Here is a 17,026-nt window from a genome sequence, read left to right as displayed (position 1 = left end):
CGCGATGCCCGGTTCCACGAAGACCATGGGGGTGATCACCGTCGGCGGTCTGGTGGTGGTGACGGCCTACACGGTGGCGCTCGGAAGCAACGGCTGGCTGTGGTTCGGCTGGGTCGTGCTCGGGCTGATCACTCTCGGGATGGTGGCCACACGCAGCGCCTGAGGCCCTAGGACTCGCTCGGCCTGCTCGCCGAGTGGACGCCCGGCTGGTACTTCGGCAGCCGGGCGGTGATCTTCATGCCCGCTCCTACGGCGGTCTCGATGACGAGGCCGTAGTCGTCGCCGTAGACCTGGCGGAGCCGGTCGTCGACGTTGGACAGGCCGATGCCGCCGGAGGGGCTGACCTCGCCCGCGAGGATGCGGCGAAGCAGGTCGGGGTCCATGCCGGTGCCGTCGTCCTCGATGACGACGAGTGCCTCGGCGCCCGCGTCCTGCGCGGTGATGCTGATGCGGCTCTTGTCGGCCTTGCCCTCCAGGCCGTGCTTGACGGCGTTCTCGACGAGGGGCTGAAGGCAGAGGAACGGGAGCGCGACCGGCAGCACCTCGGGGGCGATCTGGAGGGTGACGGAGAGGCGTTCACCGAAGCGGGCCCGGACGAGCGCCAAGTAGTGGTCGATGGCGTGGAGTTCGTCGGCGAGGGTGGTGAAGTCGCCGTGCCTGCGGAACGAGTAGCGGGTGAAGTCGGCGAACTCCAGGAGCAGTTCGCGGGCGCGCTCGGGGTCGGTGCGGACGAAGGACGCGATCACCGCGAGCGAGTTGAAGATGAAGTGCGGGGAGATCTGGGCCCGAAGTGCCTTGATCTCGGCCTCGATCAGCCGGGTGCGGGACTGGTCCAGATCCGCCAACTCCAGTTGGACGGAGACCCAGCGGGCGACCTCTCCCGCGGCGCGGACGAGGACGGCGGACTCGCGGGGTGCGCAGGCGACCAGCGCTCCGTGGACGCGGTCGTCGACGGTGAGCGGGGCGACCACGGCCCAGCGCAGCGGGCAGTCGGGGGCGTCGCAGGTGAGCCGGAACGCCTCGCCCCGGCCGGTCTCCAGGGCGCCCGCGAGGCGTTCCATGACCTCGGCGCGGTGATGGTCGCCGACGCCGTCCCAGGCGAGGACCTGCTGCTGGTCGGTGAGGCACAGGGCGTCCGTGCCGAGCAGGGTGCGGAGCCTGCGGGCCGAGCGGCGGGCCGTCTCCTCGGTGAGGCCCGCGCGCAGCGGGGGTGCGGCGAGGGACGCGGTGTGCAGGGTCTGGAAGGTGGCGTGCTCGACCGGGGTGCCGAGTCCGCCGAGGTTCTCGGGGCGTGCGGTGCGGCGGCCGAGCCAGAAGCCGGCGGCGAGCAGCGGGAGCACGGCGACGCAGAGGCCGGCCAGGAATCCGCTCATGCGGCCGCCTCGGTAGGGGAGTTGGGCCATCCGCTCATGGTGTCGGCAGGGCCGCCCGTGGGTGTCGTCACGCCTTCGCCTCCGCCCGTAGCTCCTCGGGCAGATGGAACCGCGCGAGGATCGCCGCCGTTCCCGTGGGCACCCGCCCCGGCGTCGCCAGGGACACCAGCATCATGGTGAGGAACCCCAGCGGCACCGACCAGAGCGCGGGCCAGGCGAGCAGGGCGTGCAGGGGGTCCGTGCCGGGGAGGCCCGCCATGGTCGCGGCCACGGCGGCGAACGCCGAGCCGCCGCCCACCAGCATCCCGGCCGCCGCGCCGGGCGGGGTGAGCCGCGTCCACCAGATGCCGAGGACCAGCAACGGGCAGAAGGAGGACGCCGATACGGCGAACGCGAGTCCCACGGCGTCGGCGACGGGCAGGCCGCCGACGAGCACGCTCGCGGCCAGCGGTACGGCCATGGCGAGGACCGTGCCGAGCCTGAAGTGCCGTACCCCGCGCGACGGAAGGACGTCCTGGGTGAGGACCCCGGCGACCGCCATGGTCAGTCCCGACGCGGTGGACAGGAACGCGGCGAAGGCGCCGCCCGCGACCAGGGCGCCGAGCAGGTCGCCGCCGACGCCGCCGATCATGCGGTCGGGCAGCAGGAGGACGGCCGCGTCGGCGTCGCCGGTGAGGGTGAGTTCGGGGGTGTAGAGGCGGCCGAGGGCGCCGTAGACGGGCGGGAGGAGGTAGAAGGCGCCGATCAGGCCGAGGACGGCGACCGTGGTGCGGCGGGCGGCGACGCCGTGCGGGCTGGTGTAGAAGCGGACGACGACATGCGGCAGGCCCATGGTGCCGAGGAAGGTGGCGAGGATGAGGCCGTAGGTCGCGTACAGCGGGCGTTCCTCGCGGCTCGCGGCGAGCGAGGTCGACATGCCGCCGTCGGTGCCGCGGTCGGCGACGGGGACCGTGGCGCCCTCGGCGAAGGTGAGGCGGGTGCCGCGCTCGATGTGGTGGGTGCCGGCGGGGAGTTGGAGCTTCACCGCGGTGTGGTGGCGGCCGTCGACCGTCCCGTCGACCGTGACCGTGAGGGGGTGGTCGAGTCTCAGGTCGAGTGTCTCGTCGACCCGGACCGCCCGTTGTTCGCGGAAGGTCGCCGGTTCCTCGAAGGCGTGCCGGGGTGCTCCGTCGCCCTGCCAGGCGAGGACCAGGAAGAGGGCGGGGACGAGCAGCGCGGTGAGCTTCAGCCAGTACTGGAAGGCCTGCACGAAGGTGATGCTGCGCATGCCGCCGGCCGCGACGGTGGCGACCACGACGACCGCCACGATCAGCCCGCCGAGCGAGTCGGGTGCCCCGGTGAGGACGGTCAACGTGAGTCCGGCGCCCTGGAGTTGGGGCAGGAGGTAGAGCCAGCCGACGCCGACGACGAAGGCGCCCGCGAGCCGCCGTACGGCGTGCGAGGCGAGCCGGGCCTCGGCGAAGTCGGGGAGGGTGTAGGCGCCGGAGCGGCGGAGCGGGGCCGCGACGAACAGGAGCAGGACCAGGTATCCGGCCGTGTAGCCGACCGGGTACCAGAGCATGTCCGGGCCCTGCACGAGGACCAGTCCGGCGATGCCCAGGAAGGAGGCCGCGGAGAGGTATTCGCCGCTGATGGCCGCCGCGTTGAGGCGGGGACCGACGGTGCGGGAGGCGACGTAGAAGTCGGAGGTGGTGCGGGAGATGCGCAGCCCGAACGCGCCGACGAGGACCGTGACCACGACGACGAGGGCGACCGCCGGTACGGCATAGCTGGAGTTCATCGGTCCTCGACGAGGCGGACGAAGTCGCGTTCGTTGCGTTCGGCGCGGCGCACGTACCAGAGGGCGAGCAGGACGAGCGGGGCGTAGAGGCAGAAGCCGAGGACGAGCCATTCGAGGCGGTGCGAGTCCGGGGTCGCCGCGAAGACCAGGGGCAGCGGGCCGACGAGGAGCACGAGGACCGCGAACACCGCGAGGGCGGACCGGAGTTGGGTGCGCATGAGGGAGCGGACGTAGGTGTGGCCGAGGGTGGTCTGCTCGTCGATCTCGGTGCGGGGGCGGGAGTAGCCGGAGGCGCGCCGGGTGCGGCGGGGCGGCGCGGTGACAACGACCCTGCGTTCGGTGGGGTCCTGAGGCATCGTCAGGACCTCCGCATCAGCAGGTCCCGCAGTTCGCGGGTGTGGCGGCGGCTGACCTGGAGTTCCTCGCCGCCGACGAGAACGCTCACCGTGCCCGCGTCCAGGCGGAGTTCACCGATGTGACGCAGGGCGACGAGGTGACGGCGGTGGATGCGGACGAAGCCGCGGGAGCGCCAGCGGTCCTCCAGGGTCGACACCGGGATGCGGACGAGGTGGCTGCCCCGGTCGGTGTGCAGACGGGCGTAGTCGCCCTGGGCCTCGACGTGGGTGATGTCGTCGACGGCCACGAACCGTGTGACACCGCCGAGTTCGACGGCGATGTGGTCGGGGTCGGGTTCGTGCACGGGTATCCGCGGTGCGGCGCCGCCGAGTTCGGCCGCCCGGCGCACCGCCTCGGCGAGCCGTTCCTTGCGGACGGGCTTGAGCACGTAGTCGACCGCCTTGAGATCGAAGGCCTGTACGGCGAAGTCCTCGTGCGCGGTGACGAAGACGACGAGCGGCGGTTTGGCGAAACCGGTCAGCAGCCGTGCCATGTCGAGGCCGTCGAGGCCGGGCATCTGGATGTCGAGGAACACGACATCGATGGCTTCCGGTCCGTCCGGGCCTGATTCCAGGGCCCTGTTGATGCGGCGCAGCGCCTCGGTCGCGTCGCCCGCGCCCTCCGCGCTGCCGATGCGTGGATCGGCGTTCAGCAGATAGAGCAGCTCCTCCAGCGAGGGGCGTTCGTCGTCGACGGCGAGGGCGCGCAGCATGAAGGTGGAGTGTAGGAGGAATCCGCACGCCTGGACATGTGCCCGGCGTGGACGTCGGCGCTGGATACAGTGCCGGCATGAACAGCAGGACCACCCCGTTCGACGAACTCGACCGGAAGATCATCACCGCGCTGATGGCGAACGCGCGGACCAGTTTCGCCGAGATCGGGGCGGCGATCGGGCTGTCCGCGACGGCGGTGAAGCGGCGCGTGGACCGGTTGCGCGAGACAGGTGTGATCACCGGGTTCACGGCGACGGTGCAGCCGTCCGCGCTCGGCTGGCGCACGGAGGCGTACGTGGAGGTGTACTGCGAGGGCGCCGCGCCCCCCAGGCGGCTCGCGGAGGTGGTGCGCAACTACCCGGAGATCACCGCGGCGATGACGGTGACCGGCGGCGCGGACGCGCTGCTGCATGTACGGGCCACCGATGTGGAGCACTTCGAGGAGGTGCTGGAGCGGATCCGGCAGGAGCCGTTCATCCGGAAGACGATCAGCGTGATGGTGCTGTCCCACCTCCTCCCTGAAAGCCCGGAAGCGGGCGCCACCCATCCGGCCCCAGAGGACGCATCAGACGTGCGCTGACCCTGGAAAAGACGCAGCGTTACTGCGTATGCGCGCAGCGTTTGTCCCTTGTCGGGCGTATCTGTCGCTTTCTACCGTGGTGTCAACCCCAGTCGTCATCACAGGAAGCGGAGGAACCCCTCTGTGCCCGAGACCCGTGTGCGGCGCCGGCGGCGCTTTCTCGTCTGTGAACCCAGACACTTCGCCGTGCAGTACGCGATCAACCCCTGGATGCACCCCGACATCCAGGTGGACGTCGATCTCGCCCATGAGCAGTGGCGGACGCTGATCGACACCTACCGCGCCCACGGCCACACCGTCGACACGGTGCCGCCGGTGGCCGGTCTCCCCGACATGGTCTTCGCCGCGAACTCGGCGGTCGTCGTCGACGGCCGCGTCTTCGGCTCCCTCTTCCACGCCCCCGAGCGGCGCCCGGAGTCCGACCACTACGACACATGGTTCAAGGCGGCGGGCTACGACGTCCACCGCCCCGAGTCGGTGAGCGAGGGCGAGGGCGATCTCATCCCGACCGGCCGCTACGTACTGGCCGGCACCGGGTTCCGCACGACCCGCGAGGCCCATCGCGAGGTGCAGGAGTTCTTCGGCGTCCCGGTGATCAGCCTGACGCTGGTCGACCCGTACTTCTACCACCTCGACACGGCGCTGTTCGTCCTGGACGAGGACAACGTCTGCTACTACCCGGAGGCGTTCTCCCCGGGCAGCCGCGAGGTGCTCGCGCGGCTGTACCCGGAGGCGGTGCTCGCCACCCGCGAGGACGCGATGACGTTCGGGCTCAACTCCGTCTCCGACGGTCTGCACGTCTTCATCGCGCCCCAGGCCGAGGACCTGGCCGCGCGCCTCGCCGAACGAGGCTACGTCCCCGTCCCCGTCGACCTCTCCGAGTTCCACAAGGCCGGCGGCGGCATCAAGTGCTGCACCCAGGAGATCCGCTCATGACCGCACCCGTCCGCGCCCGTACGTCCGCCGACCTCATCCGTGCCGAGGAACCGGTCCTCGCGCACAACTACCACCCCCTGCCCGTGGTCGTCGCCCGCGCCGAGGGCACCTGGGTGGAGGACGTCGAGGGCCGCCGCTACCTCGACATGCTCGCGGGCTACTCGGCCCTCAACTTCGGCCACCGGCACCCCGCGTTGATCGAGGCGGCCCACCGCCAGCTCGACCAGCTGACGCTCACCTCGCGCGCCTTCCACAACGACAGGCTCGCCGAATTCGCCGAGCGCCTCGCGCAGTTGACCGGCCTCGACATGGTGCTGCCGATGAACACCGGCGCGGAGGCGGTCGAGAGCGGCATCAAGGTGGCCCGCAAATGGGCCTACGACGTCAAGGGCGTCCCCGCCGACCAGGCCACCATCGTCGTCGCGGCGGAGAACTTCCACGGCCGTACGACCACGATCGTCAGCTTCTCCACCGACGAGAGCGCACGCGCGGGCTTCGGTCCCTTCACGCCGGGCTTCCGGATCGTGCCGTACAACGACCTCGCGGCGCTGGAGGCGGCGGTCGACGAGACGACGGCGGCCGTGCTGATCGAGCCGATCCAGGGCGAGGCCGGGGTGATCATCCCGGACGCGGGCTATCTGGCCGGCGTGCGCGAACTCACCGCCCGCAAAGGCTGCTTGTTCATCGCGGACGAGATCCAGTCGGGCCTGGGCCGCACCGGTCGCACCCTCGCCGTCGAGCACGAGGGGGTCGTCCCGGACGTGCTGCTGCTCGGGAAGGCGCTCGGCGGTGGCATCGTGCCGGTGTCGGCGGTGGTCGCGCGGCGCGAGGTGCTCAGCGTGCTGAAGCCCGGTGAGCACGGGTCGACGTTCGGCGGGAACCCGCTCGCCGCGGCGGTCGGCACGGCGGTCGTCGAGCTGCTGGAGACCGGTGAATTCCAGGGCAGGGCGGCCGAGTTGGGCGTCCTCCTGCGGGACGGCCTGACCGAGCTGGCCGGCAAGGGCGTCGTCGGTTTCCGGGCCCGTGGTCTGTGGGCGGGCGTCGACGTCGACCCGGCGATCGGCACCGGCCGTGAGATCAGCGAACGCCTCATGCGCGAGGGCGTGTTGGCCAAGGACACGCACGGCTCCACGATCCGGCTCGCGCCGCCGCTGACCATCACGGAGGACGAACTCCGCTCGGCGATCGGCGCGTTGGAGAAGGTGCTGACGCAAGGGGCCTGAGGTGTGCGGGTGTGGCTGGACCGGCGCATGAGGCCGGTCCAGCCAGGCCCATGAGGGGGTGTGCTCGCACCTCCCCCGTGGCGGCGGCTAGTGGCCCGCCGCGCTCGGCTCCGCGGGGGTACCGGTGCCCGTGTCGGCCAAGGCCGCCTGGGCGAGAAGACGACGGGCCAGGTCACGGGCCTCGGCCACGGTGAGCGAGGCCCACAGCCCGGGCTCACCGCGTACGACGGGCCCCACGTCCAGGGTGACCCGTGTGATGGGCCGCTCCGGGATCGCCAGCCGCAGCCGCTTCACCGCGACCTGGCGGCCGCACGTGGTCACCAACGGCGCTTCACCCGACGGCGGGAGCGGCTCCTGCCCTGACCGATTCATCTCCTTCACGACCCTTCTCTGAGTACCCGGCGAGGTATCAGGAGCAGCGCCGAAGGGGGCCGCGTTGTTCCCGGGCCGTGCCGTAGCCCACCGTGCGGCTCCCCACAGCACACCGTGGCGATCACGGACCGTCCGGTGAACCCCGGGCGAATTCTCGCCCGCCCTCCGGTCAGAACAGGGTCAAGGGACGCGGTGGGGGCCGTGGCGCCCTCCTAAGATCGCTGGTACCGCCACCTTTTTCGTACGACGCCCCTGGAGGCCCGGCGTGCCCGACACCGCGCGCGGCGCCGCAGCCGATGCCGAGCCCAGTCCGATACCCGGCTCGGAGCCGGCCCCGCCCACGCCCGAGCCCCCTACCGGCCGTCCCCGTACCCGTACCGTGCTGCTCGCGGCCGGTGCCCTGGTCGCCGTGGCGGCAGTGGTCGCCGGGGTGCTCGCGGCCCGGGGCTCCGGCTCGGCGGACCGGAAGTCCACCACCGCCGACGGCCTTCCGCACACCACCGTCGAGGTCGCGACCGCCGGGTGCGGCAGCGGCTGGACGCATCCGCGGGCCGGTCACCAGGTCTTCGAGCTGCACAACACGTCCAGCACGGCGGCAGAGGTGTATCTCACCGACGTGAAGACCGGTGCCGTCCACGGCGAGGTCGAGGGGCTGGCTCCGGGTACCGTCCGGCCGCTCGGGGTGACCCTCGGGAACGGGTCGTACGCCTTCAAGTGCCTGCCCGACGACGGCGACGCCGTGACCGGCCCCACCGTGCGCATCACCGGCTCGAAGGTGAAGAGCGGACCGGCTGCCATGCCGGTCACCCAGCAGGAGCTCATACCGCCGACCCTCGCCTACCAGAAGTGGATTCAGGCCCGGACGGTCGAACTGGCCCGGAAGACGGACGTGTTGCGTGCCGACGTCGACCGGGGCGATCTCGCCGCCGCCCGCACGGCGTGGCTGCCCGCGCATCTCGTGTACGAGCGGATGGGCGCCGCCTACGGCACGTTCGGCGACTCGGACGGGGCGATCAACGGCACCACGGCCGGGCTCGCGGGCGGCCTGCACGACGCCGGGTTCACCGGGTTCCACCGGGTCGAGTACGGGCTGTGGCACGGCGAGCCGGCGAGCGGGCTGCGTGGTCCCGCCAATCAACTCGCCAAGGACGTGCACGCGTTGGAGAGCAGCTGGCCCTCCCAGCGGATGGATCCGTCCGACACCGGGCTGCGGGCGCACGAGATCCTGGAGAACACCGTGCAGTTCGAGCTGACCGGCCGCACCGACTACGGCAGCGGCACCAACCTGGCCACCGCCCGCGCCAACCTCGACGGCACCCGCGTACTGCTCGGCTTTCTGAGTCCGCTGCTGAAGACCCGGGACGCGGGATTCGCCGGACTCGGTACCTGGATGGACCGCGCCCAGCACACCCTGGACGGCCTCGACCACTCCGGCAGGTGGACGCCGTTGACCCGGCTCACCCGTCCGCAGAGGGAGAAGGTCGACGCCGACCTCGGTGGACTGGTCGAGCGGCTGGCCGACGTGGCCGCCCTCACGGACGTACGGAGGACCGCGTGAAGCGCGTGAACGAGGTGGGCCGCCGGGGTTTCCTGGCGAGTGCGGCGGCCATGGCCGGTGCCGGGCTGGTGGCCGCCGACCGCGGTGCGGCCGTCGCCGCGGTGCGGAGTGCCTCGAGCGTGCCCTTCCACGGACCGCATCAGGCCGGGATCATCACCCCGGCCCAGCGTGCCACGGCGTTCGTGTCCTTCGACACGACGGCCGCCGACCGGACCGAACTCACCGACCTGTTGCGGACGTTGACCGAGCGGGCCCGCTTCCTGACGGCCGGCGGCAGCCCGGAGGACCTGGGCATCACCGCCCCGCCCGCCGACTCGGGCACGCTCGGCCCGGACCTCCCCGCCGACCGGCTGAGCGTCACCGTGGGCGTCGGCGCCTCGCTCTTCGACGACCGCTACGGCCTGGCGAAGCTGAAGCCCCGCCGCCTGACCGCGATGCCCGCGTTCCCGGACGACGACCTGAACGCCGACTGGTGTCACGGCGATATGAGTGTGCAGTTCTGCGCGGACAGCTCGGACACAGTGCTGCACGCGCTGCGCGATGTCACCCGGCACACCCGCGGCGGCCTCCAGGTCCGCTGGCGCACCGACGGGTTCATCAGTCCGCCGCGCCCCTCGGGCACCCCGCGCAACCACCTCGGCTTCAAGGACGGCATCTCCAACCCCGAGGTGACCGACGCCCGCGCGATGAACGACCTCGTGTGGGTGGGCGGCACCAGCGGCGAGCCTGGCTGGACGACCGGCGGCAGCTATCAAGTCGTACGCCTGATAAGGATGTTGGTGGAGTTCTGGGACCGAGTCTCCCTCACCGAGCAGGAGCGGATGTTCGGCCGTGCCCGGGACACCGGCGCCCCGCTGGACGGTCACCACGAGAAGGACATACCCAACTTCGCGCAGGACCCGCAGGGCGATGTGATCCCGCTCGACAGCCACATCCGGCTCGCCAACCCGCGCTCCCCGCAGAGCGCCGATCAGCGCATCCTGCGGCGGGGCTACAACTACGACCGGGGCATGGACAGCAACGGCAACCTCGACATGGGGCTGCTGTTCTGCTGCTACCAGCAGGACCTGGCCCGGCAGTTCGAGAACGTGCAGAAGCGGCTGGCCGGTGAACCGCTGGTCGACTACGTCTCGCCGTACGGCGGCGGGTACTTCTTCGCGCTGCCCGGTGTGCGGGACACGTCCGACTGGCTGGGGCGCGGCCTGCTGACCTGAGAACAGGGTCAAGAACAGGCCAACAGACCATGAGAAATTCCTGACCGGGCGTTCGCTCCCACGTCATTGCCGCTCCCCCACCTCGCCGCCACCATTGCCCAGGCTACGGCGGTAGATGCCACGACCATGGACCGTGTGGCAGCGGAACAACTGCTCCCGGAAGGCGAGACAGCATGATCGGCAAAGGAAGAAACCCCGGTGCACGGCGCCGGTTGACGCGCGTGGGCGCCCTGCTCGGCGCCGCGGCCCTGGCCACCGCGGGCGGGGCAGTGCCCGCGTCGGCAGCCTCGCACGGCCACCAGCCCTCGGGCGGCACGCACACGTCGACGCCGATCAAGCACGTGGTCGTGATCTACGACGAGAACATCTCCTTCGACCACTACTTCGCCACCTACCCCCAGGCCGCGAACACCGACGGCACCAGGTTCAAGGCCGCGGCGCACACGCCGAAGGCCGACAACCTGCTCAACGCCGGGCTGCTGAAGAAGAACCCGAACCTCTACACGCCGAAGCGGCTGAGCAGTGCGCAGGCGATGACCTGCGACCAGAACCACTCCTACGGCCCCGAGCAGTACGCGGCCGACGGCGGCAAGGCCGACAAGTACGTCGAGAACACCGAGGTCAACAAGTGCAGCGGCCTCTTCGGTGAGCCCGGCCTCGTCATGGACTACTACGACGGCAACACCGTCACGGGTCTGTGGAACTACGCCCAGCAGTACGCCCTCAACGACCGCTCGTTCAGCTCCACCTTCGGTCCCTCGACGCCCGGCGCGCTGAACCTCATATCGGGTCAGACGCACGGTGTGATCTCCGTCGACCCGGCCTCGGGCACCGAGAACCCGAAGCAGACGACGACCCCGGACTCGTACACCGTGGTCTCCCCGAACGCCAAGGGTGTCGGCACGGTCATCAACGACCCCGACCCGGCCTTCGACGACTGCTCGGACAAGGACCACACCTCGACCAGCGCGCTCGCGGAGATGCAGGGCAAGAACATCGGTGACCTGCTCAACTCCAGGAACGTGAGCTGGGGTTGGTTCCAGGGCGGGTTCCGGCCCAGCACCGCGTGGGACGGCAAAAGCGGCGACTACGCGCACTGCGCCGGCACCACCCACACCAACGTGGGCGGCGCCGCGTCGGAGGACTACAGCCCGCACCACGAGCCGTTCGAGTACTACAAGTCGACCTCCAACCCGCACCACCTGGCGCCCAAGTCGGTCGCTGAGATCGGGCACAACGGCCGGGCGAACCACAACTACGACCTGACCGACTTCGACGCCGCTCTGAAGGCGAACAACCTTCCCGCGGTGAGCTTCCTGAAGGCGGCCGAGTACCAGGACGGACACGCCGGCTACTCGGACCCGACCGACGAGCAGAACTTCCTGGTCAAGGAGATCAACGCCCTTCAGAAGTCGCCCGAGTGGAAGTCGACGGCGGTCGTCCTCGCCTACGACGACTCCGACGGCTGGTACGACCACGTCACGTCGAAGGTCCTGAACGGCTCCAAGGACTCGACCGTCGGCTCCAACGGCAAGGCCATCGACAGCCCGGCCTGCCAGTCCGGTCCGGCCCCCAAGGGCGGCTACGCGGACCGCTGCGGCCCCGGCACCCGGCAGCCGCTGCTGGTCATCTCGCCCTACAGCAAGGTCAACAGGATCGACCACACGCCGACCGAGCAGGCGTCGATCACGCAGTTCATCGAGGACAACTGGCACACCGGCCGCATCGGTGACGCGTCCTTCGACCAGCGGGCGGGCACCCTGGGCGGCATGTTCGACTTCCGGCACCCCAACAACAAGCAGGTGCTGCTGAACTCGGACGGTTCGGTGAAGTCGGTGAAGCGCATCCCGCACTACACGCAGACCTCGTCGACGGCCACCGAGGCCCCGTACCCGGCGTACGTCCAGGACCTCAAGGCGCAGAACGTCGCCGCCACCACCGACTCCTCCACGGCCCTGCCCGTCGCCGTAGGAGCCGGTCTGGTCACGGCGGTCGGGGCGACCACGGCCTTCGCGCTGTACCGGCGCCGGTCGCGCGCCAGGGGCATGACCGCGTAGGTGCGACCCCGCGGAACCGAGCGGCCGAGGGCGGCGAGGAGGTATCTCGCCGCCCTCGGCCGTGCCCAACTCCCGTCTGATCGCCGCCGGTTCCACGAGACGGCGGCTGCCCCTACACTGGCAGCTCACGAGGTACCGGGTGACCTGCGAGAACAGGTCGGTCGAGCCGACCCGCCGGAGTGAGGAGCGACCCCCCTTGTTCTACTACCTCCTGAAGTACGTCATTCTGGGTCCCCTGCTGAGACTGGTCTTCCGCCCCCGGATCGAGGGCCTGGACCACATCCCGGAGTCGGGCGCGGCGATCATCGCCGGTAACCACCTCTCCTTCGCCGACCACTTCCTGATGCCGGCGGTCCTCAAGCGCCGGATCACCTTCCTCGCGAAGGCCGAGTACTTCACCGGCCCCGGCATCCGCGGCCGCCTCACCGCGACGTTCTTCCGCAGCGCGGGCCAGATCCCGGTCGACCGCTCCGGCAAGGAGGCGGGCCAGGCCGCGATCCGCGAGGGCCTCGGCGTCCTGAGCAAGGACGAACTCCTCGGCATCTACCCCGAGGGCACCCGCTCCCACGACGGCCGCCTCTACAAGGGCAAGGTGGGCGTGGCGGTCATGGCGCTGAGGGCCCAGGTCCCGGTCATCCCGTGCGCGATGATCGGCACCTTCGAGGCCCAGCCGCCCGGCAAGGTCATTCCCAAGGTCCACCCGGTGACGATCCGCTTCGGCGAACCCCTCGACTTCTCCCGCTACGAAGGCATGGAGAACGAGAAGGCCATCCTCCGCGCCGTCACCGACGAGATCATGTACGCGATCCTCATGCTCTCCGAGCAGGAGTACGTCGACCAGTACGCGGCGGTCGCCAAGGCGGAGGAGGCGGCAACGGCCAAGGAACGCAAGTTCCGCCGCCTGCCGCTGAGTTGAGGCCACCTGAGATCCGAGTGGACATGAACGAGGGGCGACCGGTTCAACACCGGCCGCCCCTCATCACGTACAACTACCGCCTACGGCTGACTGCTTACTTCTTACGACGTGCCCCTCACGGCTGCGGCGTCGCGTGCGGGGTGCACGTGAAGTCGGCCGAGTCGAGCTTGCCGGTCAACAGGTAGGCGTCGACACGGGAGTTGATGCACGGGTTGACCAGACCGGTCACACCGTGCGAACCGGCGTCCTTCTCGGTGATGAGACGCGAGCCCTTGAAGCGCTTGTGCAACTCGACGGCGCCGGCGTACGGGGTGGCGGCGTCGCGCTGCGACTGGACGATGAGGACGGGCGGCAGACCCTTGCCGGTCCTGACCTCGACCGGGGACTGCTGCTTGACCGGCCAGGTCGCGCACGGCAGGTTCATCCAGGCGTTGGCCCAGGTCATGAACGGGTACTGCTTGTTGAGCTCCGTGTTGTCCTTGTCCCACTTCGCCCAGCTGGTGGGCCACTTGGCGTCGGTGCACTCGACGGCCGTGTAGACGGCGTTGCCGTTCTCCGAGGAGATGTTGCCCGCGGTGTCCGACAGATCGGGCGAGGCGGCGTCGATCAGCGCCTGCGGGTCTCCGGCGAAGTACTTGCTGAAGGCGGTGGCGACCGGGACCCACGAGGAGTCGTAGTACGGGGCGCTCTGGAAGAAGCCGATCAGCTCGGCCGGACCGACGACCCCGCCGAGCGGGTTCTTCTTGGCGGTGGCGCGCAGTTCGAGCCACTTGGCCTGGACGGCGGCGCGGGTGGTGCCGAGGTGGAAGGCCGCGTCGTTCTTGGCGACCCAGTCCTCCCAGTCCTTCCAGCGGCCCTCGAAGGCGATGTCCTGGCCCAGGTTGGCCTCGTACCAGATGTTGTCGCGCGCCGGGTTGACGACGCTGTCGACGATCATGCGGCGGAGGTGGGACGGGAACAGCGTGCCGTAGACCGCTCCGAGGTAGGTGCCGTAGGAGACGCCCAGGTAGTTGAGCTTCTTCTCACCGAGGGCGGCGCGGATGACGTCGAGGTCGCGCGCGGTGTTCGGCGTGGTCATCTGCGCGAGCATGGTGCGGCCGGTGCGCTCGGCGCAGCCGTCCGCGTACTCACGGGCGAGCTTGCGCTGCGCGTTCTTGTCGGCCGTGGTGTCCGGTACCGGGTCCGCCTTGGGCGCCTTCACGAACTCCTGCGGGTCGATGCAGGAGATGGGCGCCGAGTGGCCGACTCCGCGCGGGTCGAAGCCCACGAAGTCGTATGCCTTGGAGGCGTTGACCCACAGCGGGTTCTTGGTGACGACCCGGAGCGGGAAGCGCATTCCCGAGCCGCCGGGACCGCCGGGGTTGTAGACGAGCGCGCCCTGGCGCTCCGCCTTCGTCCCGGTGCTGACGGCACGGTCGACGGCGAGCTTGATCTTCTTGCCGTTCGGCTTGGTGTAGTCGACCGGCACGGTGACCCACCCGCACTGGACCGGCTTCGCCAGCGCCCAATCGGCGGGGCAGTCCTGCCAGTCGATCCCGGCCTTGGCGGCACGGGCGGCGGCGAGTTCGGCGCCCCGGGCCGCGCTGTCGTGCCGGTGCGCTGCCGTCTGGTTGGTCTGCGCGGTCGCCGTGGGTGCCACCACGGCGCCGGCTATCAGCGCCGCCGCCGCGAATCCGGCCGAACCGAACGCCATCACCCGGCTCTTCGGTCTGTTGTGCCTCAAGTGGGCCCCTCCCCGTACATTGTTGCGACTAGGTCTCGGAGGATCCTCGCGGCTGTGAGCCACCTGAGAACAGAGTCCGTTGACCTTCTTTACCAATCCGATAAGCGGAAACAGACGTACCGCTCAGCGGATACTCAGGCCAACGACGCCAACGCCTCGTCCAGCACCCGTCGCAGCCGCAGCCCGTCCGCCGCGACGGCCGTCACCAGGGCGGCGGGCCCGGCGAGCGGCACCAGGGCCGCGGACTCCCCCAGCATGCGCGCCGCGACCGGCTCCCGGGTGAACTCCGGCCGTACGACAAGGAGTTGGCCCACCGCGCGATGCCCAGCGAGAACGGCGGGCCCGTCCCAGCCTCCCGGCGCCCCGGGCCCACAGGCCAACTCCTGGTCGAGCACGGCACGCCCCGCGATCCGTACCGCGAGCCGACTGGTGAGCCGCCCGGGCTCCTCCCCCACCCTCCCGAGCACCTGCTCCTCACGCAGCACGAGCCGGGCGGAGGCGGCGACCTCGACCCGGGTCATCACACGCAGATCACTGCCGTGCACGGAGATCAACTGCTCGGGCAGCCAGTGCAGTTCACCGTCCTCACCCACGTTGATCCGCACGTCGTACCGCGACTCCCCCTTCGCCTGCCCCGGCAGCGCGATGGTGGCGGCGGCGGACCCCACCCGCAACCGCGCCCCCCGCTCGACATCCGCCTCGACGGCGAAGTGATCACCCCCGAGCGGCCCGCTCATCGCCCCCACGAGCATGACCCGCGCCTCGGCACCACTGGCCCGCGTCCGCCGCAGCGCGAGCGGCCCGTCCCCCTCCAGCACGGGCAGCGCGGTACCGCCTCGCCCGTCCTCCCGGGCCACGATCCGCGCGGTGGCCCGGACCCCGGTGGCGATCACACCGTCCACGCGGCGAGCCGCTCCCGCACCCAGGCGGCGACGTCGGCGACCCCGGCCTCGGTCCGCAACGACTGGAAGACGACGGGCAGTTCGGCCCGCTGCGCCTTGGCGTCGGCGGCCATCCGCCCCAGATCGGACCCGACGTACGGTGCGAGGTCGGTCTTGTTGACGACCAGCAGATCGGCGGTGGTGACACCGGGTCCGCCCTTGCGCGGAATGTCGTCCCCGCCGGCGACATCGATCACGAAGATCTGCGCGTCGACGAGCCCCTTGGAGAAGGTCGCGGTGAGATTGTCCCCACCGGACTCCACCAGGATCAGATCCAACGGCCCGACCGCGTCCTCAAGATCCTCCACCGCTTCGAGGTTGGCGGAGATGTCGTCCCGGATAGCGGTGTGCGGACAGGCCCCGGTCTCGACGGCGGCGATCCGCTCGGGCGGCAACACAGCTTCCCTGAGCAGGAATTCGGCGTCCTCGCGGGTGTAGATGTCGTTGGTGACGACAGCGAGGGACAACTCGTCACGCAACGCCCGGCAGAGCGCGGCGACGGTAGCGGTCTTGCCGGACCCGACGGGCCCACCGAGCCCGATCCGCAGGGCACGGTGGGTCCCGTCGGGACGGTGCGCGTCAGCACTGACAGCGGCGGGGCCGTCGTGGGTGTGGTCGAGGTGCATGGGGCGGCTCCTTCTGGTTTCTTACGGGTCCTGACGGCTTCGACGGTTTCGACTTGGGGTCGGGCGGGTTCGGCGTTTCGACTTCGGGGTCTGACGGCTTCGGCGTTTCGACTCAGGGTTCCGAGGGCTCCGGGTTCCGAGGGCTCCGGGTTACGAGGGCTCCGGTATTTCGACTTCGGGTTCTGCCAGCTCCACGCTCTCGCGACTCCGGGTCCGGCTGGCTTCGGCGTTTCGACTCCGGGTCCTGACGGCTCCGGGTTCTTGTTTCCTACGGCGTTGCGCGGCTCCGGGCCCCTGTCTGCCGAGGCGGGCACCACTCAGCCCGTGCGGCATCCTCCAGGCCCTGCCACCCGGGCCGACTTGCTTCAGCCCGTCCGACATCCTCCAGGCCCCTCTCACCAAGGCCGGCCTTCTTCAGCCCGTCCGGCGTTTGAGGACGAGGCCCCTTCAGGGCCGATCGGGGGTCCGGGGGCGGAGCCCCCCGCCACCGCGGGCCCCCCCCCCCCCCCCCCCCCCCCCCCCCCCCCGCCCCCCCCCCCCCCCCCACCCCCCCCCCCCCCCCCCCCCCCGGGGCGGGGGGGGGGGGGGGGGCGGCCCCCCCCGCGAGGCCACCGTGGG

Annotated in this window: 16 protein-coding genes; 8 read left to right on the top strand and 8 right to left on the bottom strand. The window is 70.8% G+C overall.

The genetic code is table 11. The annotated features are described in order from the left end of the window. Positions 1-4 precede the first annotated feature (4 nt). Positions 5-163, top strand: coding sequence for a hypothetical protein (locus ACIRB1_RS25950; protein ID WP_329556153.1), 159 nt, complete (start codon positions 5-7; stop codon positions 161-163). Positions 164-167: 4 nt separating this feature from the next. On the opposite strand, the gene ACIRB1_RS25945 is transcribed toward ACIRB1_RS25950, so the two are convergent. The 4 genes from ACIRB1_RS25945 to ACIRB1_RS25930 all read right to left on the bottom strand — a co-directional run bounded on the left by ACIRB1_RS25945 (position 168) and on the right by ACIRB1_RS25930 (position 4,261). Continuing rightward, complete coding sequence (locus ACIRB1_RS25945; protein ID WP_403467390.1) at positions 168-1,373, bottom strand: sensor histidine kinase; 1,206 nt, start codon at positions 1,371-1,373, stop codon at positions 168-170. Between the two features lie 67 nt (positions 1,374-1,440). Further along, complete coding sequence (locus tag ACIRB1_RS25940; protein WP_403467171.1) at positions 1,441-3,153, bottom strand: cation acetate symporter; 1,713 nt, start codon at positions 3,151-3,153, stop codon at positions 1,441-1,443. Next, entirely contained in the window at positions 3,150-3,509 is a 360-nt protein-coding gene (locus tag ACIRB1_RS25935) for a hypothetical protein (protein ID WP_403467170.1), read from the bottom strand. The genes ACIRB1_RS25940 and ACIRB1_RS25935 overlap by 4 nt, the downstream gene beginning before the upstream one ends. Positions 3,510-3,511: 2 nt before the next feature. Beyond that, a complete protein-coding gene (locus ACIRB1_RS25930) occupies positions 3,512-4,261 on the bottom strand; it encodes a LytTR family DNA-binding domain-containing protein (protein ID WP_266766667.1) in 750 nt (249 codons plus the stop codon). 77 nt (positions 4,262-4,338) lie between these two features. Between ACIRB1_RS25930 and ACIRB1_RS25925 the strand changes: the two genes are divergently transcribed. From ACIRB1_RS25925 to rocD, 3 genes are all read left to right on the top strand, one after another. Further along, positions 4,339-4,842, top strand: coding sequence for an Lrp/AsnC family transcriptional regulator (locus ACIRB1_RS25925; protein ID WP_403467169.1), 504 nt, complete (start codon positions 4,339-4,341; stop codon positions 4,840-4,842). Between the two features lie 123 nt (positions 4,843-4,965). Continuing rightward, positions 4,966-5,778: a dimethylargininase gene (gene ddaH, locus ACIRB1_RS25920; protein WP_352179433.1), complete on the top strand. Its 813-nt coding sequence runs from the start codon at positions 4,966-4,968 to the stop codon at positions 5,776-5,778. Next, a complete protein-coding gene (gene rocD / locus ACIRB1_RS25915; RefSeq protein WP_403467168.1) occupies positions 5,775-7,001 on the top strand; it encodes an ornithine--oxo-acid transaminase in 1,227 nt (408 codons plus the stop codon). The genes ddaH and rocD overlap by 4 nt, the downstream gene beginning before the upstream one ends. 87 nt (positions 7,002-7,088) lie before the next feature. Here the strand turns inward: rocD and ACIRB1_RS25910 are convergent, their stop codons facing one another. Next, the gene (locus tag ACIRB1_RS25910; protein ID WP_403467167.1) at positions 7,089-7,373 is read right to left on the bottom strand and encodes a hypothetical protein; all 285 of its coding nucleotides are present in this window, start codon (positions 7,371-7,373) and stop codon (positions 7,089-7,091) included. Between the two features lie 265 nt (positions 7,374-7,638). Here ACIRB1_RS25910 and ACIRB1_RS25905 point away from each other — a divergent pair, with 265 nt between their 5' ends. The 4 genes from ACIRB1_RS25905 (at position 7,639) to ACIRB1_RS25890 (ending at position 13,118) form a co-directional block, all read left to right on the top strand. Further along, positions 7,639-8,931 carry an EfeM/EfeO family lipoprotein gene (locus ACIRB1_RS25905; RefSeq protein ID WP_403467166.1) on the top strand — a complete coding sequence of 431 codons (1,293 nt, stop codon included), beginning with the start codon at positions 7,639-7,641 and terminating at the stop codon, positions 8,929-8,931. Next, positions 8,928-10,145, top strand: a complete 1,218-nt coding sequence (gene efeB / locus ACIRB1_RS25900; protein WP_403467165.1) for an iron uptake transporter deferrochelatase/peroxidase subunit — start codon at positions 8,928-8,930, stop codon at positions 10,143-10,145. Before ACIRB1_RS25905 ends, efeB begins: the two co-directional genes overlap by 4 nt. Positions 10,146-10,318: 173 nt before the next feature. Further along, positions 10,319-12,202, top strand: a complete 1,884-nt coding sequence (locus ACIRB1_RS25895) for a phospholipase C (protein WP_403467164.1) — start codon at positions 10,319-10,321, stop codon at positions 12,200-12,202. Positions 12,203-12,398: 196 nt separating this feature from the next. After that, entirely contained in the window at positions 12,399-13,118 is a 720-nt protein-coding gene (locus ACIRB1_RS25890; protein WP_403467163.1) for a lysophospholipid acyltransferase family protein, read from the top strand. Between the two features lie 115 nt (positions 13,119-13,233). Here ACIRB1_RS25890 and ACIRB1_RS25885 read toward each other — a convergent pair whose 3' ends face one another. The 3 genes from ACIRB1_RS25885 to ureG all read right to left on the bottom strand — a co-directional run bounded on the left by ACIRB1_RS25885 (position 13,234) and on the right by ureG (position 16,408). After that, positions 13,234-14,811: an alpha/beta hydrolase gene (locus ACIRB1_RS25885; protein ID WP_403467389.1), complete on the bottom strand. Its 1,578-nt coding sequence runs from the start codon at positions 14,809-14,811 to the stop codon at positions 13,234-13,236. Between the two features lie 164 nt (positions 14,812-14,975). After that, positions 14,976-15,743: an urease accessory protein UreD gene (locus ACIRB1_RS25880; RefSeq protein ID WP_403467162.1), complete on the bottom strand. Its 768-nt coding sequence runs from the start codon at positions 15,741-15,743 to the stop codon at positions 14,976-14,978. Beyond that, entirely contained in the window at positions 15,731-16,408 is a 678-nt protein-coding gene (gene ureG / locus ACIRB1_RS25875) for an urease accessory protein UreG (RefSeq protein ID WP_352179441.1), read from the bottom strand. The genes ACIRB1_RS25880 and ureG overlap by 13 nt, the downstream gene beginning before the upstream one ends. Positions 16,409-17,026: the final 618 nt, after the last annotated feature.

Source organism: Streptomyces sp. NPDC096013, from assembly GCF_044763565.1.
Taxonomy (GTDB): Bacteria; Actinomycetota; Actinomycetes; order Streptomycetales; family Streptomycetaceae; genus Streptomyces.
The sequence above is the reverse complement of the archived record's forward strand: the minus strand, read 5'-3'. Positions and strand labels throughout refer to the sequence as shown.